Below are 24,101 nucleotides of genomic sequence, written 5' to 3'. Positions count from 1 at the left end.
GGCGAAAGGTGCGGATCACGGAGCGGAGGTACGGGCCGACGGGCCGGGCGTGTCAGCCCGTACCGGGTGGAGTCACCAGCGCACCGGCAGCCGCCGCACTCCGCGGAACAGCAGGCCGGACAGCCACTCCGGCTCCCCGGCGTCCGGGTCGCGGGCGAGGTCGGGGCAGCGCTCCAGCAGGGCCCGGATCGCGATCCGGGCCTCCATCCGGGCCAGCGGCGCGCCCAGGCAGAAGTGCACACCGTGCCCGAAGGCCAGGTGCCCCTGGGTGTCCCGGCGGATGTCGAAGGTGTCCGGGTCCGGGAAGCGGTCCGGGTCACGGCCGCCCGAGGCCAGTGCCACCAGGACCGGCTCGTCCTTCGGGATGACGGTGGAGCCGACCCGTACGTCCTCGCGGGCGAAGCGGAAGGTGGCGGTCTCCACCGGGCCGTCGTACCGCAGCGTCTCCTCGACCGTGCCGTCGATCAGTCCGTCGAGGTCGGCGCGGAGCAGGGCCAGCTGTTCCGGATGGTCGAGCAGCGCCCGTACGGCGTTGGAGATCAGGTTGACGGTCGTCTCGTGTCCCGCGACGAGCAGCAGGAAGGCCATGCCCACCAGTTCGTCGGGGGACAGGCGGTCGCCGCCCTCGTCGCGCGCCCGGATCAGCGCGCTCATCAGGTCGTCGCCCGGCGATCCGCGCTTGGCCTCGATCAGCTCGACGAGGTAGTCGCCCATCGCGCCGACGGGGTCGCCCTCCCGCTGTTCCTCGGTCGGCGAGACCACCCCGTTCGACAGCCGGCGGAAGGTGTCCCGGTCCAGGTCCGGGACACCGATCAGTTCGCAGATGACGGTCATCGGCAGCGGAAAGGCGAGCGCGTCGATGAGATCGCCGCTTCCCTCGGCGGGCAGCGCGTCGAGGAGTTCGCGGGTGATCTGCGCGACGCGCGGGCGCAGCGACTCGATCCGCCGGGAGGTGAACTCACGGGCGACGAGCCTGCGCAGCCGGGTGTGGTGCGGTGCGTCCAGCTCCAGCATGTTGGTGCTGATCGCGTTGTCGCCGTCCGGCCAGTGCCCCGTGGGCCGCCAGTCCTTCGCGAACCGCGCGTCCGCGAGAGCGGCCCGGCTCTCCTCGTACCCGACGATCAGCCAGGCCCGTTCGAGCTGGTCGGTCCGGATGGCGTGGACGGGTCCCTCGGCACGCAGCTTCGCGTAGTACGGATACGGGTTGGCCCGGAATTCCGGCACATCACTCAGATCGATCACGGACACGGTCCGCCCCCTTCAGCTCCGGTTCGCTCAGCGTATGCCGACCCCGTCCCCGCCCTCCTCGTCGAGCAGCCCCGCATCGTGGATCAACAGAGCAATCTGGACACGGTTGTTGAGTTCGAGTCTGGCGAGAATCCGTGACACATGCGTCTTCACCGTGGCCACACTCAGATACAGCGAGCCCGCGATCTCCGCGTTGGAACTGCCCCGTCCGACGCCGAGCGCGACCTCCTTCTCCCGCACGGCCAGCTCGTCGAAGCGCCTGCGCGCCCGGTCCGCGCGGCTGTTGCGGTCGTCCTGCGCACCGCCCGCGGCGCGGGCCATGAGCTGCCGGGTGACGGCGGGCGAGAGCACCGGGTCACCGGCCGCGACCCGCCGGACCGAATCGACGATCTGCGCGGGCGGGGTGTCTTTCAGGACAAATCCTGCGGCTCCGGCGCGGATGGCGCGCAGCACCTGTTCATCGGCGTGGAAGGTGGTCAGAACGACGACTTCGGGCGCCGAGGGGCGGCGGCGCAGTCGCTCGGTGGCGGTGAGGCCGTCCATGCCGGGCATCCGGATGTCCATCAGCACCACATCGGGGTGCAGCCGGTCGACCAGACCGGCCACCTCGTTGCCGTCGGCGCCCTCCCCCACGATGTCGATGCCGTCCGCGCCACCGAGCATCAGGGTGAGCCCGGCCCGGACGAGGGGGTCGTCGTCGACGATGAGCAGCCGGACCGGTCGCGCCACCGGGGGCGTGGGGGACGTCGGGGTGTTCATGACGGCCACCGTAGCCAGGTCCCTCGACGGCCGTGTACCCCACCCCGCGTCAGCCGGGCACCGCCCCCGCGGACGGGCGCCGGCGGCCTCACGCGGCGGGCCAGGGCAGCCGGGCGCGGACGGCGAACCCGCCGCCGGGCTCGGGTCCGTGGTCCAGATGTCCCCCGGCGAGCGTGGCGCGCTCGGTGAGGCCGATGAGCCCCTGGCCGGAGCCGGGCACCGGCTCGAAGGGCTCGGTGGGGGCCGGGTTGCGGACCTCGATGGTGAGCCCGTCGCCCGGTCCGCCGGTCACGGTGACGGTGACCGGGGCACCGGGTGCGTGCTTGCGGGCGTTGGTGAGGCACTCCTGCGCGATGCGGTAGACGGTGCGGCCGGTGGCGGCGGGCGCGGCGGCGGGGTCGGCGACCCGGTTGTCGAGGGTGACCCTCATCCCGGCCGACCGGGACTCGGCGATCAGCGCGTCCAGGGTGACGAGGGTGGGCTGCGGCCGGTGTGCCTCGTCGCCGCCCCCGGGTCCGCGCAGCACACCGATGATCTCGCGGAGGTCCTGGAGCGCCTCGTGCGCGCTGTCCCGGATCACCCCGGCGGCCCTGGCGACCTCGGCCGGGGGTGCGTCGGGCCGGAATTCGAGGGCTCCGGCGTGCACGCTGAGCAGGGTCAGCCGGTGGGCGAGGACGTCGTGCATCTCGCGGGCGATGGCCTCGCGGGCCAGCCGCTGTGCCTGCTCGGCGCGCAGTCCGGCCTCCGCCTCGGCCCGGCGGGCCCGCTCGCGCAGGGTGAGGACCAGCTGGCGTCTGGACCGTACGACCATGCCCCAGCTGAGCACCAGCAGGATCAGCAGTACGCCGATGATGGTCGAGGCGATGAGCGAGGTTTCCGGATCCGGGCGCAGATAGGGCTGCAGGGGGGCGACGGCGAGGGCGCCCGCACCGACGATCGCGACGGGTCTGAAGGACCGGTGCACGGCCAGGCTGAACAGCGCGACCAGCAGAGCGCCGGCCGCCACCGGCTCCACCACACCCACGACGGTCAGCGCCACGGCCAGTCCGACGGGCCAGCGCCGGCGGACCCAGAGGGCACAGCAGGCGGCCGCGCCGAGCACCGAGTCCACGAGGACGACCACTTCCGGCGTCGTGCGGTCGGCCTCGATGGCGGCGAGGACGAGCACGCCGAAGAACGCGGCGCACAGGAAGGCCGTGATGTCGACGGCCCAGTCCCGCACGGTGCGGCGCGACCGTGCCCGGTCGTCGGGCAGCTCCGGGTCGGCCATCGCCGACGGCAGCAGCCAGCTGTACTCAGTGCGCGTCATACCGACAAAATACGCAGGTGAGCGGCCCGGAACGGCTGTTCCGCGGCAGGAAGCGACCAAAGTCGTACGGTCCCGAGACCTTCGGCGCGAGGAGTCAGACCGGTGGCCGACGCGGAGCCCGCGGGGCGGACGCGAGGCTTCGGCGCATGAAGAAAATCATCGAGTCGGTCGGGTTCCTCGTCTTCGCCCAGGGCGCCGCCGGGCTCCTGTACGAATGGACCGGGTGGTTCCGGCTGGGGACGCTGGTGCGGCGGCTCGACTTCATGAGCGAATACGGAGTGTTCGTCAATATCGTGCTGCTGGTGACGGGCGCCGCGGTGATGATCGCGGCGGACTCGATCACATCGTGACGCCGGCCCGGACGGTGTGCCGCGGTGGTCAGGACGCGGCCGGGGCGCCGTCCGCGCCACGCCGGCCCCACGCCGTGCCCGCCAGCACGAGCACCGCACCGGCCACGCCGAGGACTCCGAGCCGCTCGCCGCCGATCGCGATGCCCACGGCGGCGGCCCACAGCGGTTCCGTTCCGAGGAGCAGGCTGACGCGGGACGGCGAAGTACGGCGTACGGACCACATCTGCACGAAGAACGCGAAGAGCGTGCAGAACACGGAGAGGAAGACCAGACCGGCCCATTCCCGGGCGCCGAAGTCCGCCGCGACCGTCCACGGTGCGGAGCCGGTGCCGGGAACGGCCGCGAGGACGGCGAAGACGGCGACGGCGCTGCCGAGCTGGACGGTGGTCAGCGAGAGCGAGTCCGCGTTGCGGACCGCCCGGATGCGGGCCATCGCCAGCACATGAACGGTACGGGCGAGGGCCGCGAGCAGCATCAGCAGATCACCGGCCGAGGGGCTGGTGAACCCGCCTCCCTGGGTCAGCAGCACCACACCCGCCACGGAGAGTCCGGCCGCGGCGACGAAGCCGGCGGACGGCCGGACCCGGGTCACGGCGGCCTCGGCCAGCGGGGTGAAGATCATGGTGAGACTGATGATCAGCCCGGCGTTCGTCGCCGAGGTCTGCACCACACCGTAGGTCTCCAGGAGGAAGATCCCGCTGAGTACGAGTCCCAGCAGCCCGGCCCCCCGCCACTGAGCGGCGCTCAGCGCCCGCAGACCGCGCCACCCGGCGACGGCCAGAGCGGGCAGCACGATCGCGAAGCGCAGGACGAGAACGGCGACGACGGTACGGTTCGTGGTGATGCCCTTGGCCGCGAGATAGCTGGCACCCCAGACCGCGGCGACCAGCAGTACGGGCAGATCGGTGACCCAGGCCCGGCGCGGCGGCGCGAGGGCGGGCACGGCGACGAAGGACACCTGGTTCTCCTGGTTCTCCACACGGGGAAGCGCTGTGGAGACCTCGCCGGCTCGCACGCGAAGCGATCACGCTACCCGGCGGGAACCGCCTACGGGAACACCTGTCCCCGCGCCCGTTCACCGACAACCGGGCGTCCGCACCGGCCGCGCTCCTAGAATGGCGGAGGGACCGGGCGGACCGAGCGGATCGGACGCGGCAGGTGGATCCAAGGGGGTCGGGAGCATCGGACGGAGCGCGCGGATCGAGCAGGGGACGGACACCCGGGAGCAGGTTCTCGGGCGTGCGGTGCAGGTCGCCTCGGCACAGGGACTGGAAGGCCTTTCCCTCAGGGGGCTGGCCGGGCAGCTGAAGCTGAGCACGAACGAGGTGTTCGCTCTCTTCGGCTCGAAGGAGGAGCTTCAACTCGCCACCGTCCAGCGGGCCGTCACCATCTACGTCGAGCATGTGCTGAAGCCGGCGCGGGCCGCGCCGGCCGGACTGGGCCGCTTGTGGATCCTGTGCGAGAGCTGGATCTCCTACTCCCGGGAGCGGGTGTTCTCCGGCGGCTGCTTCTTCTACGCCACCATCGCCGAGTTCGACGCGCGGGAGGGCAGGGTGCACGACGCGCTGGCGTCCGCGCAGACCGGCTGGATCACCTTCGTCGAGCAGACGGTCGAGGAGGCCCGTGCCCTCGGCGAACTCGCGGAGGACACGGACGTCTCCCAACTGGCCTTCGAGATCATCGCGTTCCTCGAACTGGCCAACGCGGAGTCGGTGCTGCACGACAACACGATCGGATACACGAAGGCGGCGCGCGCCATCCTGGGGCGTCTGCGCTCCTGCGCGACGGACGCGTCGGTCCTGCCGTCGGCACCGTAGCCGGTGGGGCGATGTCCGGGGGCCGGCTCATTCGTCCAGGGCGAACGTCCCGTGGTCCGGCCGGCCCGTGGGGTGGTAGGTGTTGATCGCGACACCCGTGGACGTGGTGCGGGCGGCGGTCAGCTCGAAGGCGGTCGGCAGCCCGCCCTCCGGGAGGAGCCGGAAACCCGCCCCCAGGACGACGGGGTGCACCAGCAGGTTGTACTCGTCGATGAGGCCGTGCGCCATCAGGGACTGCGCTAGCCGGCCGCTGCCGTGGATCTGGATCTCCCCGCCCCGCGTCCGCTCCTTCAGGCGCGTCACCTCGGTCACGAGATCACCGTCGATGACGGTGGTGTGCTGCCACCTCGGGTCCTTGAGCGTCGAGGAGACGACGTACTTCGGGAGCCCGTTGAGCTTGCCCGCCACCGGGTCGTTCTCATCGGTGACCTTGGGCCAGTACCCGGCGAAGATGTCATAGGTGCGCCGCCCGAGCAGGAAGGCCGCGGGGCGCCCGAACACCTCGGTGATGAACTGCCCGAAGTCGTCGTCCGCGAACGGCACCATCCAGCCGCCGTGCTCGAAACCGCCGCTGCGGTCCTCGTCGGGGCCTCCGGGTGCCTGCATGACTCCGTCGAGTGTCACGAAGGTCGTGAGAGTCAGCTTGCCCATGGCGATGCTCCTTGTGGTTCCGCGTCCGGACCGGTCGACGGGGTCCGGCCTGCCCATCCATGACTCCACTCTCGCCCCTGACTCATCGGTCCACCCGCCGAGCGGGGGCGTACGGGGGTACGGGCACGGGTGCGGGCGGGAGCGGGTGGCCGGAGCATGCGACGGGAGTGGGCGTCCGTTTCCCGCCGGTCTCCGGACCGGCGGACGGCTTTCCTTGTCCTTGTCACCGGCCGGCCCGTGGACCGCGGGACGTCCGGCCGGTGCGACACCACTCCCCCAACGGCAAGGAATCCGCCATGTCCAGCACCATCGCCGCCGCCGTCACCACCGGCTCCCCCAGGGCCGCACTCGTCACCGGGGGCAGCCGCGGCATCGGCGCCGCCACCGCCCTGCGGCTCGCGCGGGAGGGGGCCGATGTGGCCGTGACGTACGTCCAGGACGAGGAGGCCGCCACCGCGGTCGTCCGGAGGATCGAGGGCTACGGGCGCCGCGGTGTCGCCCTGCGCTGCGACGCCGCGGACGCGGGGGCCGCCGCCGGGGCCGTCGGCCGCGCGGCGGACGCGCTGGGCAGGCTCGACATCCTCGTCAACAACGCGGGCATCGGTGTCCTCGGGCCGATCTCCACGCTCGGCACCGCCGATGTCGACCGAGTGCTGGCCGTGAACGTGCGGGCGGTCTTCCTCGCCTGCCGGGCGGCGGCCGGCCGTCTCGCCGACGGGGGACGCGTCATCACCGTCGGTACGGCCCTGAGCCGCTACGCCGGTGGCACGGGCGGCACGCTCTACGCGATGAGCAAGTCCGCCCTGGCCGGTCTCACCAAGCCGCTCGCCCGGGAACTCGGTCCGCGCGGCATCACGGTGAACCTGATCCAGCCCGGTCCCGTCGACACGGACCTCAATCCGGCCGACGGCCCGTTCGCCGAGGGCCAGCGCTCCGCGACCGCGCTCGCCAGGTTCGGCACGACGGACGAAGTGGCGTCCCTGGTCGCCTACTTGGCGAGTGCCGACGCGGCGTACATCACCGGGACGGAGGTCGTGGTCGACGGCGGCCACGCGGCCTGACCCGACGGGCCCGCACGGGGGAGGTCACCGGTTGCGCGGGGTGACCTCCGCCATCCGGGACCAGCCCTCGCCCGGCACCTCGACGTTGATGATCTCGGGCACCTCGGCGACCATGTCCGACATCGTCGCGATCGCCGCCGTGAAGTGGTCGGACTTCACATGCGCCTCGCCCGCCGTCGCGTCGGCGAAGGCCTCCAGCAGCACGAACTGGTTCGGGTTCTCGACGCTGTACGACCACTCGAAGAACACGTTGCCCGGCTCCGAACGGGTGGCGACGGTGAAGTCCTCCAGCGCGGAGAGCCAGTTGTCGCGCTCGGCGACGAGAACGGTGAACTTGACGGCGATGAAGATCATGGCAACTCCTGGTCGGGACGTCCGGAGGTGCGGCGCCGCGCCCCGTGGGGCACCTCGCCGCACCTCGACCAGGGTGACACAAGCTCGCTTATCCGGACTCATCGGGCACACCCGAACGCTCCGGATCCGGTCCGGACCGCCGCACCCGTGTCAGCCGCCCAGTTCCTCGTGGCGGGCGGCCAGCCGCGCCGCACCCTCGGCGGTGAGTGAGCCGAAGAGCCGGAGCCGGGAGATGCCGCCGTCCGGGAAGATGTCGATCCGGACGTGGCTGCCCCGGACGGCCCGCTCCAGGACGAATCGGTGGTTCGTGTCGGGCTGGAGCCGGGTCCTGGGCAGGATCTCGGTCCATTCCCCGCCGCCACCGCCCGCTTCCCCGTCCGCTCCCCCGATACCGCTCGCGTCCCGGTCCGCGTCGCCGCCGCTGTGCCCGTCGCGTACCGAAAGGCTCGCCCAGCCCGCGGAGTTGCCCACCAGATACGCGGTGTCGATCTCGACGGCCCGGATCTCCGCCTCGGCGGCGAGCGCGTAGCGGATCCAGTCGTTGCCCCTGTCGCGCCGGCGCCTGGTCTCCCAGCCGTCGTCCATCTTCCGGGAACGGCCCGGCTGGATGGTGTTGGTGGCCGGGGAGTAGAAGCGGTCGGAGGCGTCCTCGACCTGTCCGCCGTTCTCCAGCGCCGCGAGGTCGAAGGTGCCGAGCGCGGCCAGCCAGGCGGGGTCCGGGACGACCTCTCCGTACACCCGGAGCCGGGCGATTCCGCCGTCCGGGTGCTGGTTGACCCTCAGGTGGGTGAAGCGGGCTCCGGCCTCGACCACGAACCCGTTGGCGGCATGGCCGCCGACGGCCGTACGGGGTACGAGCGTTGTCCACACGACGTCGGGGGCGAGCAGCTCACCGGGGGCCGGGGAGCCGGGGACACAGGCGGCCTCGATGGAGACCGCCTGCGGGTAGTTGCCGCGGAAGTGGGCGGTGTCCACGACGATTCCCCGGACGACACCGGGGGCGCCGAGCCGTACCAGGGCCCAGTCGTGGTCCTCGTCGGCGGGGTGCGGCTCGGTGGCGCTCGCTCCGCGTCGGCGGCGGGTCTCCCAGCCGTCCATGACCTTGCCCTTGTGGCCGAAGCGCTCCGGGTCGAACTCGGCGGGCTCCGGCTTCAGCAGGTTCTCGCGCTCGGCGAAGAACTCGTCGTTGGCGGCGATCACACCGGCGCCGAGCCGCCGGTCGGCGAGGTCGACGAGGTGGCTGAAGGGGAAGTCGGCGCTGCGGTGGTCGGCGTACGGGTCGCCGCCCGCGTAGGGGCTCGCGTCTCCGGTGAAGTGCGGTATCGCCGAGTCCGTCATGGTCAGTGATTCCTTTCGAGGAGGCGGCCGGTGGGCTCGGCCAGGACGCCGTCGGCCGCTATGCGGACGCCGCGCAGCCAGGTGGAGCGCACGACGCCGTGCAGGGTCCGGCCCGCGTACGCGGTGACCTGGTTGCGGTGGAAGAGCTCGGCCGGGTCGACGGTGAAGGTCTCCTCGGGGGCGAGGACCGCGAAGTCGGCGTCCCGGCCGGCTTCGATGGCGCCCTTGCGGGTCAGTCCGGCCAGGGCGGCGGGCGCGGCCGACATCCAGCGGACCACGTCGTCGAGGGAGTGACCGCGTCTGCGGGCCTCGGTCCAGATCGCGGGCAGGCCGAGCTGGAGGGAGGAGATGCCGCCCCAGGCGGAGGCGAAGTCGGGGGTCTTCAGATCGGTGGTGCAGGGCGAGTGGTCGGAGACGACGCAGTCGATGGTGCCGTCGGCGAGCCCGGCCCACAGGGCATCCTGGTTGGCGGCCTCCCTGATGGGCGGGCAGCACTTGAACTCGGTTGCGCCGTCCGGGACTTCCTCGGCGGTGAGGGTGAGGAAGTGCGGGCAGGACTCGACGGTGACACGCACTCCCTCGCGCTTGGCGGCGGCGATCAGCGGCAGGGCGTCGCCGGAGGAGAGGTGCAGCACGTGGACGCGGGCGTTCAGCCGCCCGGCATGGGCGATCAGGCCCTCGATCGCGGCGTTCTCGGCATCGCGCGGGCGGGAGGCGAGGAAGTCCGCGTACGCCGGGCCGCCGCGCTGCGGTGCGGCCGACAGCTGGTGCGGGTCCTCGGCGTGCACGATGAGCAGCCCGTCGAATCCGGCGATCTCGGCCATGGAGCACACCAGTTGCTCCTGGTCCAGCTCCGGGAACTCCTCGACCCCCGAGGGCGACAGGAAGCACTTGAAACCGAAGACCCCGGCCTCGTGCAGCGGTCGCAGATCCTTGGTGTTGGACGGGACCGCACCGCCCCAGAAGCCGGTGTCGATGTGCGCCTTGGGAGCGGCGACCCGCTGCTTGGCGCGCAGATTCCCGACCGTGGTGGTCGGCGGCAGGGAGTTGAGCGGCATGTCCAGGAGGGTGGTGATCCCGCCCGCCGCGGCCGCCCGGGTGGCGGTGGAGAAGCCCTCCCACTCCGTCCGGCCGGGGTCGTTCACATGGACGTGGGTGTCGACGAGGCCGGGCAGCAGGACATCGTCGCCGAAGTCCTCCAGCCGGGCGCCGCCGGGTACACCGGCGTCGTACGGCAGCACGGCCTCGATCGTCCCGCCGGCGACGGCGACGGCCGCGGGGCGGGTGCCTCCGGGGGTGACGACGCGCGTCGAGCGCAGTACCAGGTTCACGTCCGGACCGGACACCCGTGCTCCTCACTCAAGAATTCAACGAACTGTTGAACGAGTCTTCACTCGGGGATCCGGACCGTCAAGACCCCCGCCCGCCCCGCCGGAGGGCCGGCGGACCCTGCGGCGCCCACCCGTCAGCCCGACTGGAGGTTTCCACAAAGTAAAAGTCGTATTTCGGAGGGCGGAACGTAGCATGGACCAGGAGCGGCACCGCCGCACCACCTCGCCGACCGTCGGCACCTGGACAAAACAGGCCCTGACCGGCAAGGACGCCGCACCGGGAGCAGTGGGCCGATCCGGAACAGCCCGGTAGGCTGCTGCCTTGCCTTCCGCTTCGAAAGGACCGTTGACGTGCCGCCGTCCCACGCCAGCACATCCGACTCCAAGCCCACCGGTTCCAGCGGTGGGGTGCAGTCCCTTGAGCGCGCCTTCGATCTGCTGGAGCGGATGGCCGACGCCGGGGGCGAGGTCGGACTGAGCGAGCTCTCCGCGAGCAGCGGGCTTCCGCTGCCCACCATCCACCGGCTGATGCGCACACTGGTCGTCTGCGGCTACGTCCGCCAGCAGCCCAACCGCCGCTACGCGCTGGGCCCCCGGCTGATCCGGCTCGGCGAGTCCGCTTCCCGGCTGCTCGGCACCTGGGCCCGCCCCTACCTCCAGCGTCTGGTGGAGGAGACCGGCGAGACGGCGAACATGGCGCTGCTGGACGGCGACGAGATCGTGTACGTCGCCCAGGTCCCCTCCAAGCACTCGATGCGGATGTTCACCGAGGTGGGCCGCCGGGTGCTCCCTCACTCCACGGGGGTGGGCAAGGCGCTGCTCGCGAACACTCCCGCCGAGGAGGTACGGGCCCTTCTCGCGCGCACCGGGATGCCGGCCGCCACCGAGAAGACGATCACCACCCCGGACGGTTTCCTCGAAGCGCTGGAGCAGGTGCGCAGGGCCGGTTACGCGGTGGACGACAACGAGCAGGAGATCGGCGTCCGCTGCCTGGCGGTGTCCGTGCCCAACTCCCCCACTTCGGCCGCGATCTCCATCTCGGGCCCGGCGGGACGGGTGACGGAGACGGCGACGGAGCGGATCGTGCCGATTCTCCAGCAGGTGGCGAAGGAGCTCTCCTCGGCGCTGGCGAGCAGCGGTTCGGCCGGCTGACCTGCGGGCGGAGCCGGGGCCCCCGCCCGGCCGCCGGCGGGCGCGCGTCCGGGCTGTCGGCGTCCCGGCCGTCTGCGGGGCCGGTCAGGCGGCGGGCTCCGGTACGGTCAGCCGCCCGTCGTCCATCGTCACCGTCCGGTCCATCCGGTCCAGGTGCGCCCGGTCGTGCGTGACCAGCACCGTGGCGGTGGACCTCTGCCGGGTCAGGGTGGCCAGCAGGTCGAGCACGGCGGCCCCCCGTTCGTGGTCGAGCGCGCTGGTCGGCTCGTCGACGAGCAGGACCGCCGGTTCGTTCATCAGGGCCCGCGCGATATTGATCCGCTGACGCTGGCCGCCCGACAACTGGTGCGGGCGGCGGTGCGCCCGGTCGGCGAGACCGACCGCGTCGAGCAGTTCGAGGGCCCTGCCGCGGGCGGTGCGGGCCGCCCGGCCCGACAGATGCGCCATCACCTGGAGCTGTTCGACGGCGGTCAGTGAGGGCAGCAGGTTCGGCTGCTGGAAGACGATGCCGATCCGTTCCCGGCGCAGCGCCGCCTGCTCCGCGCGGCTGAGCCCCGAGGTCTCCGTACCGGCGACGACCACGTTCCCCTCGTCCGGGGTGACCAGGGTGGCGGCCACCGCGAGCAGGCTCGACTTCCCGGAGCCGGACGGCCCGACGACCGCGGTGAGCGAGCCGGCGGGAACGTCCAGCGAGACCCGGTCCAGTGCGGTGAGCCTGCCGTCGCCGTCGGGGTAGGTGAGGGTGACATGTGACAGCGTGAGGGTCATCGGGCACTCCCGAGCGCGGTGAGCGGGTCGACGGCGGTGATCCGCCGGATGGACAGGGCGGCCCCGAGCGCGCCGAGGGCGATCATGACGGCCGCCGGGACGAGGACGGTCGACGCGTCCAGGACGAACGGCACGGCACCCCCGCTGATCAGAGCGCCGAGCCCGGAGGCGAGCGCGGTGCCCAGCCCCGTACCGAGGGCGAGCATCACGACGGCCTGCCCGAGCGCGTCGCGCAGCAGATACGGCGTGGAGGCGCCGAGCGCCTTCAGGACGGCGACATCGCCGCTGCGCTGGATCGTCCAGACCGTGAAGAAGGCGCCGATGACGAGGGCGGAGATGGCGAACAGGAAGCCGCGCATCAGCTGGAGGGAACCGTTCTCGGCCTGGTAGGAGCCGATCGCGGTCAGTGAGCCGTCGAGGGTGAACGTGCGGGTGTCCGCCGCCTTGTCACCGGCCGCCAGATCGGCGCCGCCGGTCGTGGTCAGGGCGATGACCGTGGCCTCCTGGGCCGGTCCCGCGCCGTCGTGCCCGATGCGCTGCCAGTCGTCGAGGGAGGTCCAGACGACCGGCGTGTGGCTGTAGGAGTCGTCCGCCGAGACGGCGGCGACCCGCTGCTCCAGGCCGCCCAGACGGATCCTGTCCCCCGCTCCGATGCCGAGGTCCTCGGCCGCCCCCGCGGAGAGCACCACCTCCCCGGGGGCCACCCGGGACCCGGCGGGCGCGAGTCCGCCGTCCGGCTCGACGCCGAAGGCGGACACGGCGGCCGTACGGTCACCGGCGGCGGCGTTCAGGGTCCGGATGCCGAGCGGCTGCGCGGCGGTGACACCGGGCTGCTCCGCCCAGCTCCGCCAGGCGCTCTCCCGGACGGTCGAGTCGGTGAAGGACACCGACCGGCCGTCCGGTGGCGCGGCGAAGGCGAGGTGGTCGGCGTTCAGCCCGGTGACGGCCGAGGTGTTCTCCCGGGCCAGCCCGGCCGTCAGACCGGACAGCAGCCCCACCAGCAGTGTGATCAGCACCACGACCGATCCCATGAGCGCGAAGCGGCCCTTGGCGAACCGTAGATCTCTCCATGCGACGAACATGGCTCCAGCCTCGGGCACCGGGCCGGCGGAAACATCGCGCGGCGGAGGGGCCCGACATCAACCTTTCGATTGACCGGCCGCGCGCGAGGCGCGTCTAGGCTGGACGGACCATGGATTCGCGTTCGCACACCCCGGTCACCGCCGCTCTGCGGCTGTGTCTGCACGCCCTGCTGCTGGGTCTGCTGGTGCTCGCCGCGGCCCGCGCCCTGAGCGAACCGGTCGCGCACGCCCCGGCGGCCGTCGCCCTGGCGGCGGTGATGGCCGCGGTGTACGCGGCGGGCGCCCTGACCCCGTCCGTCCGGCCCCGGACCCGGGCCGCCGCGCTCTGGCTGGCCGCGCTGGGAGCGGTGTGGCTGGCCCTGCTCGTCCTGTCGCCGGACGCCCTGTGGCTGGCCTTCCCGCTCTACTTCCTCCAGCTCCATCTGCTGCCGACGCGCTGGGGCCTGGCCGCCGTGACGGTCACCGCCGGGGCCGCGATCGCCGGCTTCCTCCTGCACGGGCAGGAGATCAGCCCCGGCGCGTTCATCGGCCCGCTGCTCGGGGCCGCGGTCTCGGTCGCCACCGTGTTCGGGTACGACGCCCTGTTCCGGGAGAGCGAGCGGCGCCGCGAGCTGATCGAGGAACTGGTCTCCACCCGGGCCGAGCTGGCGGGGGCGGAACGTACCGCGGGCACACTGGCCGAGCGGGAACGGCTGGCCCGGGAGATCCACGACACCCTCGCCCAGGGGCTGTCCAGCATCCAGCTGCTGCTGCGGGCCGCCGAGCGCTCGCTGCCGGCGGACGCCCCGGCCGCCGCGCACGTGCGCCGGGCCCGTGAGGCCGCGCAGGACAATCTGGCCGAGGCCCGCTCCTTCGTCCGCGCGCTGACGCCCCCGGATCTGGAGCACGGTTCGCTGGCCGCGGCCCTGGAGCGGCTGTGCGCCCGCACCACGTCACCCGGTCTCACCGTGCACTTCGCGGTCAGCGGCACCCCGGTGGAACTGCCCACCCCCTATGAGGTGGCGCTGCTGCGTACCGCGCAGTCGGCCCTGGCCAACGCGGTGCAGCACGCCGAAGCCGGGCGGGCGGAGGTCACCCTCAGTTTCATGGACACCTCGCTCTCCCTGGACGTCGTCGACGACGGCCGGGGCTTCGACCCCGCGTCCGGGCCGCCCGACGAGGCGGGGAGAAGCGGCTTCGGGCTGCCCGCGATGCGGTCGAGGGCGCGTTCGCTGGGCGGCACCCTGAGCGTGGAATCGGCTCCCGGGCAGGGCACGGCGGTCGCCGTCACGCTCCCCCTCCCGCAGGCCCGGCAGACCCCGACGGAGGCGAACACCCTATGAGCGACCCCATCCGGCTGCTGCTCGCCGACGACCATCCGGTGGTACGGGCGGGGCTGCGCGCCGTCCTCGACACCGAGCCGGACTTCCGGGTCGTCGCGGAGGCCGCCACCGCCGAACGGGCCGTGGCCCTCGCCTCGGCGGGCGGCTTCGACGTCGTCCTGATGGATCTGCAGTTCGGCCCCGGGATGCATGGCGCCGAGGCCACGGCAGCGATCACCGCGGCAGCGGACGCGCCCCGGGTGCTGATCCTCACCACGTACGACTCGGACGCCGACATCCTGGCCGCGGTCGAGGCGGGCGCCAGCGGCTATCTGCTCAAGGACGCGCCGCCGGAGGAACTGGCGGGCGCGGTCCGCACGGCGGCGGCCGGCCGCTCGGCGCTCGCCCCGGCGGTGGCCCACCGGCTGATGGACCGGATGCGTACCCCCGCGGAGGCGCTCACCAAGCGCGAGCTGGAGGTCCTGCAACTGCTGGGCGAAGGGCTGTCCAACCAGCAGATCAGCAAGAAGCTGTTCCTCAGCCAGGCGACGGTGAAATCACATCTGGTGCACATCTACGCCAAGCTGGGCGTCGACTCCCGCACCTCGGCGGTCGCGGCGGCGACGGCACGCCGGCTGATCCGCCGCTGACCCCCGGGTCCTTCGAGGCCGGTCCCCCACCGGCCCCCACACGCGATCAGCGGCGCGGCGGCTCCCCGAAGAGATCCACCGCGTTCCGCACGTCCCTCAGTCCGGCCGCCAGCGCGCTGACCGAGCCGATCGCCCCCGCGATCAGCAGCAGCGAGCGGCGCAGCCGGGGAATCTCCGGTGTGCCGCTGATCGCCATGGCGTCCAGCGACGCCAGCTCGTCCTCGGCGATCCCCCGGTCCGGGAACTCCGCCGGGTGACCGGCCAGTTCGCGGCGGAGCCGGGCGACCGCCGTACGCAGCTCCGCGACTCTCGGGTCCTCACCGCTGCCGGTGACCCGCTTCTGCTGCCCCACGCTTCGCAACAAAGCACTCCCCCTCGCACGTCTTTGTGCACGTGTACCGACCAGGCCCCGGACCGTGGTCAAGTGCCTGGGGTTGCCCGCAAGTTAACGCCATGAAAGGTGGCGTGCGCCACTCCGAGGACAGAATTCGGGGTTACCCCTGAGGGTGACATTCTTTTCGCCTGTGCGAACCCCGCGGTGGTATCCAGGGGCCATGGCTCCTACAGACGAGAACCCCGTGGTCGCCGGGGTGCTGCTCGCCGCCGGCGGCGGCCGGCGGCTCGGCGGCAGACCGAAGGCCCTGCTCGGGCACCGCGGCCGTCCACTGGTCGAACACGCCGTGCGGACGCTGCGCGACGGCGGCTGCGGACCGCTGCACGTGGTGCTGGGCGCGGCGGCCGACGAGGTGCGGTCCCGTGCCTCTCTGGAGGGGTGCGCGGTGACCGTGAACACGGAGTGGGAGGAGGGCATGGGCTCCTCGCTCCGGACCGGGCTGGCCTCCCTCGCGGGGACGGGCGCGGACGCCGCGCTCGTCCTCCTGGTGGATCAGCCGGGGATCGGCGCGGAGGCGGTGGCGCGGGTGCGTGCGGCGTACACGTCGCGGGCGGCGCTGGCAGCCGCCTCGTACGGCGGGGAGCGGGGTCATCCGGTGCTCCTCGGCGCGGACCGGTGGGCCGAGGCCGCCGCGACGGCGGTGGGCGACCGGGGTGCCCGCGCCTATCTGCGGGCGCACCGCGATGCGATCACGCTCGTCGAGTGTTCCGATGTGGCCCAGGCGTTCGACATCGACACCGCGGAGGATCTGGCGCGTCTGGAATGAACGGCCCGCGGGCGTCCTGGCACGGTGGGCCGCCGGAGGCGCACGTGTGTCGACCCGGAGAATCTCGACATCAACAAACCATTGAACTTCCACCATGAGGAAACTACTATCCACTGGTCAGAAGCCCTCTGCACCTCGGACGGCACCCCCGGCCGCATCCCGGAGCCATGGCACGCCGTGCCGTTCCGGGCGATCCGGCGGCCCCGGCACGCCGTCCGCACCACCCGCTGAAGGAGTGACAGCTCATGTCCGCACCAGCGCCGTCCCCGCTGGCCATCGTCGATGCCGAGCCCCTGCCCCGGCAGGAGGAGGTCCTGACCGACGCGGCGCTCGCGTTCGTGGCCGAGCTGCACCGGCGGTTCACACCGCGCCGCGACGAGCTGCTCGCCCGGCGCGGCGAGCGCCGCGCCGAGATCGCCCGTACGTCCACCCTGGACTTCCTGCCGCAGACGGCGGCGATCCGCGCGGACGACTCCTGGAAGGTCGCCCCGGCCCCGGCCGCGCTCGACGACCGCCGGGTGGAGATCACCGGTCCGACCGACCGCAAGATGACCATCAACGCCCTGAACTCGGGCGCCCGGGTCTGGCTCGCCGACTTCGAGGACGCGTCCGCCCCCACGTGGGAGAACGTGATCCTCGGCCAGCTGAATCTGATCGACGCCTACACCCGCGCCATCGACTTCACCGACCCGAAGTCGGGCAAGTCGTACGCCCTGAGGCCCGCCGGCGAGCTGGCGACGGTCGTCACCCGCCCCCGCGGCTGGCATCTGAACGAGCGTCACCTCCAGCTCGACGGGACCCCGGTGCCCGGCGCGCTGGTCGACTTCGGCCTCTACTTCTTCCACAACGCCCAGCGCCTCGTCGACCTGGGCAAGGGACCGTACTTCTACCTCCCGAAGACGGAGTCGCACCTGGAGGCCCGCCTCTGGAACGACATCTTCGTCTTCGCCCAGGACTACGTCGGCATCCCGCGGGGAACGGTCCGCGCGACGGTCCTGATCGAGACGATCACGGCGGCGTACGAGATGGAGGAGATCCTCTACGAGCTGCGCGACCACGCCTCCGGCCTGAACGCCGGCCGCTGGGACTACCTGTTCTCCATCGTCAAGAACTTCCGTGACGGCGGCGCCAAGTTCGTCCTCCCGGACCGCAACGCGGTGACGATGACCGCCCCGTTCATGCGGGCGTACACCGAACTCCTCGTCCGCACCTGCCACAAGCGCGGCGCGCACGCGATCGGCGGCATGGCGGCGTTCATCCCGTCCCGCCGCGACCCCGAGGTCAACAAGGTCGCCTTCGAGAAGGTCAAGGCCGACAAGGACCGCGAGGCGCACGACGGTTTCGACGGCTCCTGGGTCGCCCACCCCGACCTCGTCCCCATCGCCATGGCCTCCTTCGACGCCGTTCTGGGCGAGAAGCCGAACCAGAAGGACCGCCTGCGCGAGGACGTCTCCGTGGCGGCGGGCGACCTGATCGCCATCGACACCCTCGACGCCAGGCCCACGTACGACGGCCTGCGCAACGCCGTCGCGGTCGGTATCCGTTACATCGAGGCATGGCTGCGCGGCATGGGCGCGGTCGCCATCTTCAACCTGATGGAGGACGCGGCCACCGCGGAGATCTCGCGCTCGCAGATCTGGCAGTGGATCAACGCGGACGTGGTCTTCGAGAACGGCGAACACGCCACCGCCGAACTGGCGCGCAGGGTCGCGGCCGAGGAACTGGCCGCGATCCGCGGGGAGATCGGCGAGGAGGCGTTCACCGCGGGCAGGTGGCAGCAGGCCCACGACCTCCTGCTCCAGGTCTCCCTGGACCAGGACTACGCGGACTTCCTCACCCTCCCCGCGTACGAGCAGCTGGCCTGACCCGGGCCACGACAGCCGCCCGGCCCCGCCCCCGGTACCGCACAGCGCCGGGGGCGGAGCCGTGCGGCAGCGAAAGCGGACAGCACCCCACCCCAACATTTAGTTAGGTTAGGCTAACCTGACCATGATCAACGTGACGGAGGGGCTGTCGACGTGCGGACGGACGAGAACGGAACCAGGCGGATACGGCTCGCCGGGATCGCGGGCATCGCGGCCTCGGTCGCCTGGCTCATCGGGGACATCCTGCTCCTGGGCGAGCCCGTGGCATCACCCGGGGACCATCCCGTCCTGAAGGGCTACGACGGAACGGCGGGGGACTCACTGGCGGCGATGCTGTCGGCGTCCTCGGCACAGCTGGCGTGGGGAGCGCTGCTCGGCGTACTGACCGGTCCGCTCTACCTGGTCGCGTGCTGGCATCTGTACCAGGGACTCCGGCCGGCGCCGCGACCGCTCTCACTGCCACCGATGGTGCTGCTGGCCACGGGGTTCGCCCTCGCCCCCTTCGTGCACGGCTCCTTCTACTACTGGGGGCAGGCCGCCAGGGCGGTCGACGCCTCCGGTGTACGGTCCGCCGCGCTGGACGCGTTGCCGGGCGACATGGCGGACGTGCTGTTCATTCCCTACGGCGTGCTGCTGTTCTGCTGGGTGCTGGGTTCCGCCTGGATGGCCGTATCCGTGTTCCGGGGCGCCACCGCGTTCCCCCGGTGGATGGCCGCCGTGAATCCGCTGGTCTGCATCCTCGCCGGAGGGCTCGTCGCCGCGCTGACGCCCGGCGCGGCGGGGACCGCGATCCAGGGCGCGCAGCTGAGCATCGGCAATCTGCTCTTCTTCTCGCTGTCGACCGCCGTCCTGTGGAAGGCCCGCCCCGGCGCCGGGGCGCACCCGCCCGCGCCGAGCACGGCCGCCGGCACCTCTGCCGGGACGGCTTGAACGTCCCACACACCACGCCGCCGGTCCGGGGCGCTCAAGCCGTCCCGGCCACCTCCGCCTTGGCCGCCGCGTCGTCCAGCGACTTGAGCACCGAGACGGGATCTCCCTTGTCCAGCACGGCGCGGCCCACGTCCCTGCGTATCGCGCCCCGGACGTCGGGCCAGGACCGCATGTTCACCGGGGCGAAACGGGCCTGCGGCAACTGGTCGATGAAGGGCCACAGGGGACGCTGGGCGGGTTCGTCGCGCACCGCGTCGGACGCGGTGTACGTCACCGGGAGCGCGGACTGGCTGCCGCCGTAGGCCGCCGCCGACTGACCGCTGTACAGGAAGTCGAGGAACGCCCCGCACTCCTTGCGGTGGCCGTTGCGCTTGAACGCCATCAGCCAGTCGCTCAGGCCGATCGGCGCGGGGGTGCCGCCGTCCTTCGCGGGGAACGGGGCGTGCGCGTACGGAAGTCGGGCCTGGTCGGCGGCGCCCATCAGGACGGGGTGGGCGATCATCATCCCGATGTCGCCGCGGAGGAACTGCTCGTACGCCTCGGTCCGGTCGAGCCTCTCCGGGGCCGTGCCCGCCAGCTTCCCGGCGACCAGCTCGTCACGCAGCCAGGTCAGCGCGTCGATGTTCGGCTGCGTCTCGAAGTCGTAGCCGACCAGGTCCGTGAAGCCGCCGCCCGCCGCGAGCATCCAGGAGAGCGCCTCGTCCTCGGCCGCCTCGGGTCCCAGCTGGAGCCCGTACGGCGTCTTCACGCCGATCGCCTTCAGCGCCTCGGCGGCGGCGCGCAGTTCGTCCCACGACGCGGGGGCGTCGCCGACGCGCGCACGGCGGAAGAGCTCCTTGTTGTAGAAGAGCCGGGGCGTGCTGGCCAGGAACGGGAACCCGTACAGCTCGCGGTCGACCGTGCCCGCGTCGGCGAAGGAGCGGATGAAGTCGGCCTGCGTCGAGATGTTGAAGAGCTCGCCCGCGGTGTAGAGCCGGTCGTCCTCGCCGTAGGGGGCGAAGATGTTCGACTGTGCGATGTCGGGCTCGCGGCCCTCCTCGACCCGTCGGGCGAGCGTCTTGTCGATCTTATTGAACGGGACCCGCTCCAGTTTGACCTTGATGCCGGGGTGCTTCTTCCGGAAGGCGGCGATCACCTTGTCCCACTGGTCCCCGAGCGAAGCTCCCACGCTCTTGTCGTAGCTGGCCACGAGCACATCGAGCGTCGCGCCCGAACCGGCGGAGTCACAGCCGGCCAGCCCGAGTCCGGCCGTGGCGCCGGCGAGGCCGGCCGTCTGGAGAAGAAACCGCCGCCGACGCACCGCTGTTGCCACCTTTTGCTCGTACCCGCACCGATTGGGTGACAGATTCTGCCACATAGGCACTGTCTGCCAATCAACTGAGGGTTCCTTATGGGCATAACCTGCCTCGCATGCAAGGTGCTTCGTTGACGGAGCGGCGCAAGGCCGCTACCCGGTGGGACATCGCCCGTGCCGCGGCCGCACTGTTCGTGGAGAACGGTCTGCGGGCCACTCGCGCCGAGGACATCGCGCGGGCCGCGGGTGTCGCGCCGCGCACCTTCTACCGCTACTGCGCGACCAAGGAGGAGGCCGTCGCCCCGCTGTTCGCCGTCGGAGCGCGGCAGTGGGTGGAGGCGGTGCGCGACGCCCCCCGCGCCCTGCCCCTGCCCGGCGCGCTGCGGCACGCGGCGGCACGGGCGCTGGCCGCGGCGCCCGGTGACACGGAGAACAAGGAGTCGCTGGAGTGGGTGCGTTCGCTGCTGCGGATGGCGGCGGACAGCCCGGCGCTCCAGTCGGTCTGGAACGACGCGTGCCGCGCATCGGAGGCCACGCTGGCCGCGGTGCTCGCGGCGCGGACCGGACCGCCCGCCGACGCGGGCGCGCTGGACATCCGGCTGGCGGCGGCCGTGGCCGGAGCCGCGGTGCGGGTCGCGGTGGAGACCTGGGCCGCGGGGGACGCCCCGGCCTCGGGAGCGGAGGGTCCCGCCGCGCTGGCGGAGCGCTGCCTGGCGTCCATGACGGACGCGTCGGCCTGGCGTCCATGACGGCGCGTCGGCCCGACGTCCGCAGCGCGGCCTGGACCGACCGCGCCCCGTCTCAGGTCCAGACCGCGCCCAGTGCCACGAACCCGCAGATCAGCACGAAGAGGATCGCCAGCAACGGCCAGACGAACCGCAGGTACTTGTCGTAGCCCACCTTCGCCAGCGCCACGCCGCCGATGGTGACGGCCGTCGTCGGCACCCACAGGTTCATCCAGCCGCTCGCCGCCTGCCAGGCGGTCACGACGACCGCGCGCGAGACGCCCGCGAAGTCGGCGAGCGGGGCCAGGATCGGCATGGCGAGGGTGGCGTGGCCCGAGGTCGAGGGGATCAGGAAGGCGAGCGGCAGGTTGACGATGAAGACGAAGACCGCGAACACGGCCGAGGAGGTGCCCGAGACCAGGCCCTCGATGGAGTGCAGCACGGTGTCGGTGATCTGCGAGTTGTTCATGATGACCGTGACACCGCGGGCCAGCACGATGACCAGCGCGGGCGAGATGAAGTCGGCCGCGCCCTGGATGATCGTCGCGCTGAGCTTCTGTTCGCCGAACCGGGCGACGACCCCGACCACCACGGCCGCGACCAGGAAGAGCGCCGCCAGTTCCGGGAAGGACCAACCGAGCTCGAAGCCGTACGGGTCGGCGTCGGCGTCACCCGTGATGGCGCTGGACCAGGGCACCACCGAGAAGATCATGAAGGTGAAGACCAGGGCGACCAGCACCAGGATGGTCTTGTGCAGGCCGGTCAGGTCCGGGGGCTCGCCCGCGTCCGCCGCCGTGTGGTCACGGTCGCCGGGCAGGAAGCCGGAGAGCGAGCGGCCGGGGTTCCGGCGGACCCGCGTCGCGTACCGGATGACGTAGGCGATGGTCACGGCGGTCAGGACGACCCACATGACCGCGCGCAGCACGATGCCGTCACCGAGCGAGATGTCGGCCGCGGACGAGGCGACGCCGGTCGCGAACGGATTGACCGTGGAGCACAGCACCCCGATGCCCGCGCCGAGGATGATCGTGCCGGTGGCCACCATCCGGTCGTAGCCCAGGGCCAGCATCAGCGGCACGATCAGGCCGTAGAAGCCGAGGGTCTCCTCCGCGAATCCCTCCACCGTGCCCAGCAGCGCGAAGACCAGCATCACGCCCGCGATGAGGAGCGCCCCCCGGTCGCGGAGCCGGTGGGCGAGGCGGCCGATGCCCCGGTCCAGGGCGCCGGTGGCGAAGACCACCGTGATGAACGCGCCGATCGCGATCACGAACAGGAACACGCCCGCGCTGCCGTACAGTTCACCGGCCAGATCCGGCCCGACCTGGCCGGTCCTCTCGTCCTGGACACCGTAGAGGCCGTTGACCGGCGAGAGGAAGAGATCGTTGAGGCGGTCGACGAAGCTCTGTCCGGAGTCGACCCGGTGGTACGTGCCCTGGACCGGCGAGCCGTCCTTGTCGCGGTCGTAGGTGCCGGAGGGGATCAGGAAGGCCAGTGCCCAGACCGCCAGCGTGACGATGGCGAGAATCGTCAGGGCGCTGGGGAAGGTGAACTTCTTCTTCGCCGGGGGTCTCTCCTCCGGGGCGGCCCGGGTGTCCGCGTCGCTCATGCGGCGCCCCCGCCGCCGTGCGCGGCGGCGAACTCCCGCAGGAAGGCGGCCTCGGCGATCACCGCCGAGCGCAGTTCGGAGAACAGCACCCGCTCATTGGGCGCGTGGAGGTTGCACATGCTGTCCTGGGCGCCGAAGAGCAGCACCTCGGCGCCGGGGACCGCCTTGGACAGCCCGTTGACCAGGGGGATCGAGCCCCCGCTCGCGACGAACGCGGGCTCCGCGCCCCAGCCCTCGCGCAGGGCGGCGAGCGCGGCACGGTAGGCGGGGCCGCCGGTCGCGGGCTCGAATCCGGGGCCCGTGTCGCCGGGGGTGACGGTGAGCGGAATTCCGAACGGGCGCAGTGACTCCAGATGGGTGACGAGCAGGCCCCTCGCCTCCCGGGGATCCTGCTCCGGATGGAAGCGGAGGTTGAGCTTGGCGCGGGCGTAGGGGACGACCGCGGATGCCGCGTGGTCGACACTCGGGGCGTCGATGCCGATCACGGTGATCGCCGGCCCGCTCCAGAGCCGTTCGCCGAGGCTGCCGGAACCGATGAGCGGAATGCCGTCCTGGACCCCCGCGAGGCTCCGGAACTCCTCCTCCGTGTATGTGGTGCCCTTCCACTCCTCGCGGCGCAGACCCTCGACCGCGACATCGCCGTGCACATCGTGGAGGGTGGCGAGGGCCTTGAGCAGAACGAGCATGGCGTCCGGGGCCGCGCCCCCGAATTCGCCGCTGTGGCGCGGTTCGGCGAGCGTACGGACCTCGACGACGACTTCGGCCGCCCCTCGCAGGCCCGTGGTGAGGGTGGGGCTGCCGGGTCGGAGGTTGCCCATGTCGGCGATGACCATGGCATCGCAGGCGAACCGGTCGGGATCGGTGGGCGGGTAGTCGTCGAAGGCGCTGCCGTACTCCTCCTGCCCCTCGATGACGATCTTCAGCCCGACCGGGGGCCTGCCCCCGTACGCCCTCAGCACGCCCAGATGGACGAGGAGATTGGACTTGTCGTCGGCGATGCCCCGGGCCCGCAGCCCGCCCTCGACGGCGGTGGGCTCGAAGGGCGGTGACAGCCACAGGCTCTCGTCGCCGGCCGGCTGCACGTCGTAGTGGCCGTAGAGCAGCACGGTGGGGGCGTCCGGGGACGGCGGGGGGATCTCGGCGACGATGATCGGCGCGGTGTCGGGCAGGTCCAGCCGTTCGACGCGCTCGACGCCCGCGCCGCGCAGCAGGTCCACGAGAAGGTCGTGGGCCTGCCGCACGGGCTCGGGCGGGAAGCCGGGGAAGGCCACGGACGGAATCGCCGTCAGCCGTTCCAGATCCGAGACGAGTCCGTCCATCAGCGCGTCGACCCGGGAGCTCAGGTCCATC

At 72.2% G+C, this 24,101-nt stretch carries 24 protein-coding genes; 10 read left to right on the top strand and 14 right to left on the bottom strand.

Features of this window, described 5'->3' with window-relative positions:
* Positions 1-72: 72 nt before the first annotated feature.
* The 3 genes from ABT170_RS11625 to ABT170_RS11615 form a co-directional block, all read right to left on the bottom strand.
* Positions 73-1,248 (bottom strand): cytochrome P450 family protein, encoded by a 1,176-nt coding sequence (locus ABT170_RS11625; protein ID WP_351866141.1) that lies wholly within the window; start codon positions 1,246-1,248, stop codon positions 73-75.
* Positions 1,249-1,275: 27 nt separating this feature from the next.
* Positions 1,276-2,007, bottom strand: coding sequence for a response regulator transcription factor (locus tag ABT170_RS11620; RefSeq protein WP_329942722.1), 732 nt, complete (start codon positions 2,005-2,007; stop codon positions 1,276-1,278).
* Between the two features lie 88 nt (positions 2,008-2,095).
* Positions 2,096-3,316, bottom strand: coding sequence for a sensor histidine kinase (locus tag ABT170_RS11615; RefSeq protein WP_329942721.1), 1,221 nt, complete (start codon positions 3,314-3,316; stop codon positions 2,096-2,098).
* Between the two features lie 146 nt (positions 3,317-3,462).
* On the opposite strand from ABT170_RS11615, the gene ABT170_RS11610 reads away from it, so the two are divergent.
* Positions 3,463-3,666: a hypothetical protein gene (locus tag ABT170_RS11610; protein WP_329942720.1), complete on the top strand. Its 204-nt coding sequence runs from the start codon at positions 3,463-3,465 to the stop codon at positions 3,664-3,666.
* Between the two features lie 28 nt (positions 3,667-3,694).
* Here ABT170_RS11610 and ABT170_RS11605 read toward each other — a convergent pair whose 3' ends face one another.
* On the bottom strand, positions 3,695-4,624 hold the full coding sequence (locus tag ABT170_RS11605; RefSeq protein WP_329942756.1) for a DMT family transporter: 930 nt from the start codon (positions 4,622-4,624) through the stop codon (positions 3,695-3,697).
* A gap of 157 nt (positions 4,625-4,781) precedes the next feature.
* On the opposite strand from ABT170_RS11605, the gene ABT170_RS11600 reads away from it, so the two are divergent.
* A complete protein-coding gene (locus tag ABT170_RS11600) occupies positions 4,782-5,483 on the top strand; it encodes a TetR/AcrR family transcriptional regulator (RefSeq protein WP_329942719.1) in 702 nt (233 codons plus the stop codon).
* A 27-nt stretch (positions 5,484-5,510) separates the two neighbouring features.
* On the opposite strand, the gene ABT170_RS11595 is transcribed toward ABT170_RS11600, so the two are convergent.
* Positions 5,511-6,134 carry a dihydrofolate reductase family protein gene (locus tag ABT170_RS11595; RefSeq protein ID WP_351866137.1) on the bottom strand — a complete coding sequence of 208 codons (624 nt, stop codon included), beginning with the start codon at positions 6,132-6,134 and terminating at the stop codon, positions 5,511-5,513.
* Between the two features lie 296 nt (positions 6,135-6,430).
* Between ABT170_RS11595 and ABT170_RS11590 the strand changes: the two genes are divergently transcribed.
* Positions 6,431-7,195 carry an SDR family NAD(P)-dependent oxidoreductase gene (locus ABT170_RS11590; protein ID WP_329942717.1) on the top strand — a complete coding sequence of 255 codons (765 nt, stop codon included), beginning with the start codon at positions 6,431-6,433 and terminating at the stop codon, positions 7,193-7,195.
* 24 nt (positions 7,196-7,219) lie between these two features.
* On the opposite strand, the gene ABT170_RS11585 is transcribed toward ABT170_RS11590, so the two are convergent.
* The 3 genes from ABT170_RS11585 to allB all read right to left on the bottom strand — a co-directional run bounded on the left by ABT170_RS11585 (position 7,220) and on the right by allB (position 10,233).
* Positions 7,220-7,549, bottom strand: a complete 330-nt coding sequence (locus ABT170_RS11585) for a putative quinol monooxygenase (RefSeq protein WP_329942716.1) — start codon at positions 7,547-7,549, stop codon at positions 7,220-7,222.
* 150 nt (positions 7,550-7,699) lie between these two features.
* Positions 7,700-8,887 (bottom strand): allantoicase, encoded by a 1,188-nt coding sequence (gene alc / locus ABT170_RS11580; RefSeq protein ID WP_351866133.1) that lies wholly within the window; start codon positions 8,885-8,887, stop codon positions 7,700-7,702.
* Positions 8,888-8,889: 2 nt separating this feature from the next.
* Positions 8,890-10,233, bottom strand: a complete 1,344-nt coding sequence (gene allB, locus ABT170_RS11575; RefSeq protein ID WP_351866130.1) for an allantoinase AllB — start codon at positions 10,231-10,233, stop codon at positions 8,890-8,892.
* A 336-nt stretch (positions 10,234-10,569) separates the two neighbouring features.
* Between allB and ABT170_RS11570 the strand changes: the two genes are divergently transcribed.
* Positions 10,570-11,370 (top strand): IclR family transcriptional regulator, encoded by an 801-nt coding sequence (locus ABT170_RS11570; protein ID WP_266925274.1) that lies wholly within the window; start codon positions 10,570-10,572, stop codon positions 11,368-11,370.
* Positions 11,371-11,454: 84 nt separating this feature from the next.
* Here ABT170_RS11570 and ABT170_RS11565 read toward each other — a convergent pair whose 3' ends face one another.
* Both ABT170_RS11565 and ABT170_RS11560 read right to left on the bottom strand, forming a co-directional pair.
* Entirely contained in the window at positions 11,455-12,138 is a 684-nt protein-coding gene (locus tag ABT170_RS11565; protein ID WP_329942713.1) for an ABC transporter ATP-binding protein, read from the bottom strand.
* Positions 12,135-13,220, bottom strand: a complete 1,086-nt coding sequence (locus tag ABT170_RS11560) for an ABC transporter permease (protein WP_351866125.1) — start codon at positions 13,218-13,220, stop codon at positions 12,135-12,137. The genes ABT170_RS11565 and ABT170_RS11560 overlap by 4 nt, the downstream gene beginning before the upstream one ends.
* Before the next feature lie 110 nt (positions 13,221-13,330).
* Between ABT170_RS11560 and ABT170_RS11555 the strand changes: the two genes are divergently transcribed.
* The gene (locus tag ABT170_RS11555) at positions 13,331-14,542 is read left to right on the top strand and encodes a sensor histidine kinase (protein WP_329942711.1); all 1,212 of its coding nucleotides are present in this window, start codon (positions 13,331-13,333) and stop codon (positions 14,540-14,542) included.
* Positions 14,539-15,171, top strand: coding sequence for a response regulator (locus ABT170_RS11550; RefSeq protein ID WP_329942710.1), 633 nt, complete (start codon positions 14,539-14,541; stop codon positions 15,169-15,171). Before ABT170_RS11555 ends, ABT170_RS11550 begins: the two co-directional genes overlap by 4 nt.
* A 46-nt stretch (positions 15,172-15,217) precedes the next feature.
* On the opposite strand, the gene ABT170_RS11545 is transcribed toward ABT170_RS11550, so the two are convergent.
* Complete coding sequence (locus ABT170_RS11545) at positions 15,218-15,535, bottom strand: DUF5955 family protein (RefSeq protein ID WP_443034280.1); 318 nt, start codon at positions 15,533-15,535, stop codon at positions 15,218-15,220.
* A 190-nt stretch (positions 15,536-15,725) separates the two neighbouring features.
* On the opposite strand from ABT170_RS11545, the gene ABT170_RS11540 reads away from it, so the two are divergent.
* From ABT170_RS11540 to ABT170_RS11530, 3 genes are all read left to right on the top strand, one after another.
* Positions 15,726-16,331 carry a nucleotidyltransferase family protein gene (locus tag ABT170_RS11540; RefSeq protein WP_351866121.1) on the top strand — a complete coding sequence of 202 codons (606 nt, stop codon included), beginning with the start codon at positions 15,726-15,728 and terminating at the stop codon, positions 16,329-16,331.
* A 245-nt stretch (positions 16,332-16,576) separates the two neighbouring features.
* Positions 16,577-18,196 carry a malate synthase A gene (aceB, locus tag ABT170_RS11535; protein WP_329942707.1) on the top strand — a complete coding sequence of 540 codons (1,620 nt, stop codon included), beginning with the start codon at positions 16,577-16,579 and terminating at the stop codon, positions 18,194-18,196.
* 153 nt (positions 18,197-18,349) lie between these two features.
* A complete protein-coding gene (locus ABT170_RS11530) occupies positions 18,350-19,126 on the top strand; it encodes a DUF6796 family protein (RefSeq protein ID WP_351866118.1) in 777 nt (258 codons plus the stop codon).
* 34 nt (positions 19,127-19,160) lie between these two features.
* Here ABT170_RS11530 and ABT170_RS11525 read toward each other — a convergent pair whose 3' ends face one another.
* Positions 19,161-20,438, bottom strand: a complete 1,278-nt coding sequence (locus ABT170_RS11525) for an extracellular solute-binding protein (RefSeq protein ID WP_351866115.1) — start codon at positions 20,436-20,438, stop codon at positions 19,161-19,163.
* Between the two features lie 98 nt (positions 20,439-20,536).
* Here ABT170_RS11525 and ABT170_RS11520 point away from each other — a divergent pair, with 98 nt between their 5' ends.
* The gene (locus ABT170_RS11520) at positions 20,537-21,169 is read left to right on the top strand and encodes a TetR/AcrR family transcriptional regulator (RefSeq protein ID WP_329942704.1); all 633 of its coding nucleotides are present in this window, start codon (positions 20,537-20,539) and stop codon (positions 21,167-21,169) included.
* 52 nt (positions 21,170-21,221) lie between these two features.
* On the opposite strand, the gene ABT170_RS11515 is transcribed toward ABT170_RS11520, so the two are convergent.
* Positions 21,222-22,751, bottom strand: a complete 1,530-nt coding sequence (locus tag ABT170_RS11515; protein WP_329942703.1) for a YfcC family protein — start codon at positions 22,749-22,751, stop codon at positions 21,222-21,224.
* Entirely contained in the window at positions 22,748-24,100 is a 1,353-nt protein-coding gene (locus tag ABT170_RS11510) for a M20/M25/M40 family metallo-hydrolase (protein ID WP_351866111.1), read from the bottom strand. The genes ABT170_RS11515 and ABT170_RS11510 overlap by 4 nt, the downstream gene beginning before the upstream one ends.
* Position 24,101: the final 1 nt, after the last annotated feature.

Source organism: Streptomyces sp. NPDC001787 (genome assembly GCF_040297465.1).
Classification (GTDB): domain Bacteria; phylum Actinomycetota; class Actinomycetes; order Streptomycetales; family Streptomycetaceae; genus Streptomyces.
The sequence above is the reverse complement of the archived record's forward strand: the minus strand, read 5'-3'. Positions and strand labels throughout refer to the sequence as shown.

What these genes read in the sequence shown, in the direction of transcription:
- ABT170_RS11620 (WP_329942722.1), bottom strand. Translation starts at nt 2,007, where the DNA reads ATGAACACCCCGACGTCCCCCACGCCCCCGGTGGCGCGACCGGTCCGG.
- ABT170_RS11615 (WP_329942721.1), bottom strand. Translation starts at nt 3,316, where the DNA reads ATGACGCGCACTGAGTACAGCTGGCTGCTGCCGTCGGCGATGGCCGAC.
- ABT170_RS11610 (WP_329942720.1), top strand. Translation starts at nt 3,463, where the DNA reads ATGAAGAAAATCATCGAGTCGGTCGGGTTCCTCGTCTTCGCCCAGGGC.
- ABT170_RS11600 (WP_329942719.1), top strand. Translation starts at nt 4,782, where the DNA reads ATGGCGGAGGGACCGGGCGGACCGAGCGGATCGGACGCGGCAGGTGGA.
- ABT170_RS11595 (WP_351866137.1), bottom strand. Translation starts at nt 6,134, where the DNA reads ATGGGCAAGCTGACTCTCACGACCTTCGTGACACTCGACGGAGTCATG.
- ABT170_RS11590 (WP_329942717.1), top strand. Translation starts at nt 6,431, where the DNA reads ATGTCCAGCACCATCGCCGCCGCCGTCACCACCGGCTCCCCCAGGGCC.
- ABT170_RS11585 (WP_329942716.1), bottom strand. Translation starts at nt 7,549, where the DNA reads ATGATCTTCATCGCCGTCAAGTTCACCGTTCTCGTCGCCGAGCGCGAC.
- alc (WP_351866133.1), bottom strand. Translation starts at nt 8,887, where the DNA reads ATGACGGACTCGGCGATACCGCACTTCACCGGAGACGCGAGCCCCTAC.
- ABT170_RS11565 (WP_329942713.1), bottom strand. Translation starts at nt 12,138, where the DNA reads ATGACCCTCACGCTGTCACATGTCACCCTCACCTACCCCGACGGCGAC.
- ABT170_RS11560 (WP_351866125.1), bottom strand. Translation starts at nt 13,220, where the DNA reads ATGTTCGTCGCATGGAGAGATCTACGGTTCGCCAAGGGCCGCTTCGCG.
- ABT170_RS11555 (WP_329942711.1), top strand. Translation starts at nt 13,331, where the DNA reads ATGGATTCGCGTTCGCACACCCCGGTCACCGCCGCTCTGCGGCTGTGT.
- ABT170_RS11550 (WP_329942710.1), top strand. Translation starts at nt 14,539, where the DNA reads ATGAGCGACCCCATCCGGCTGCTGCTCGCCGACGACCATCCGGTGGTA.
- ABT170_RS11540 (WP_351866121.1), top strand. Translation starts at nt 15,726, where the DNA reads ATGGCTCCTACAGACGAGAACCCCGTGGTCGCCGGGGTGCTGCTCGCC.
- aceB (WP_329942707.1), top strand. Translation starts at nt 16,577, where the DNA reads ATGTCCGCACCAGCGCCGTCCCCGCTGGCCATCGTCGATGCCGAGCCC.
- ABT170_RS11520 (WP_329942704.1), top strand. Translation starts at nt 20,537, where the DNA reads ATGCAAGGTGCTTCGTTGACGGAGCGGCGCAAGGCCGCTACCCGGTGG.
- ABT170_RS11515 (WP_329942703.1), bottom strand. Translation starts at nt 22,751, where the DNA reads ATGAGCGACGCGGACACCCGGGCCGCCCCGGAGGAGAGACCCCCGGCG.
- ABT170_RS11510 (WP_351866111.1), bottom strand. Translation starts at nt 24,100, where the DNA reads ATGGACCTGAGCTCCCGGGTCGACGCGCTGATGGACGGACTCGTCTCG.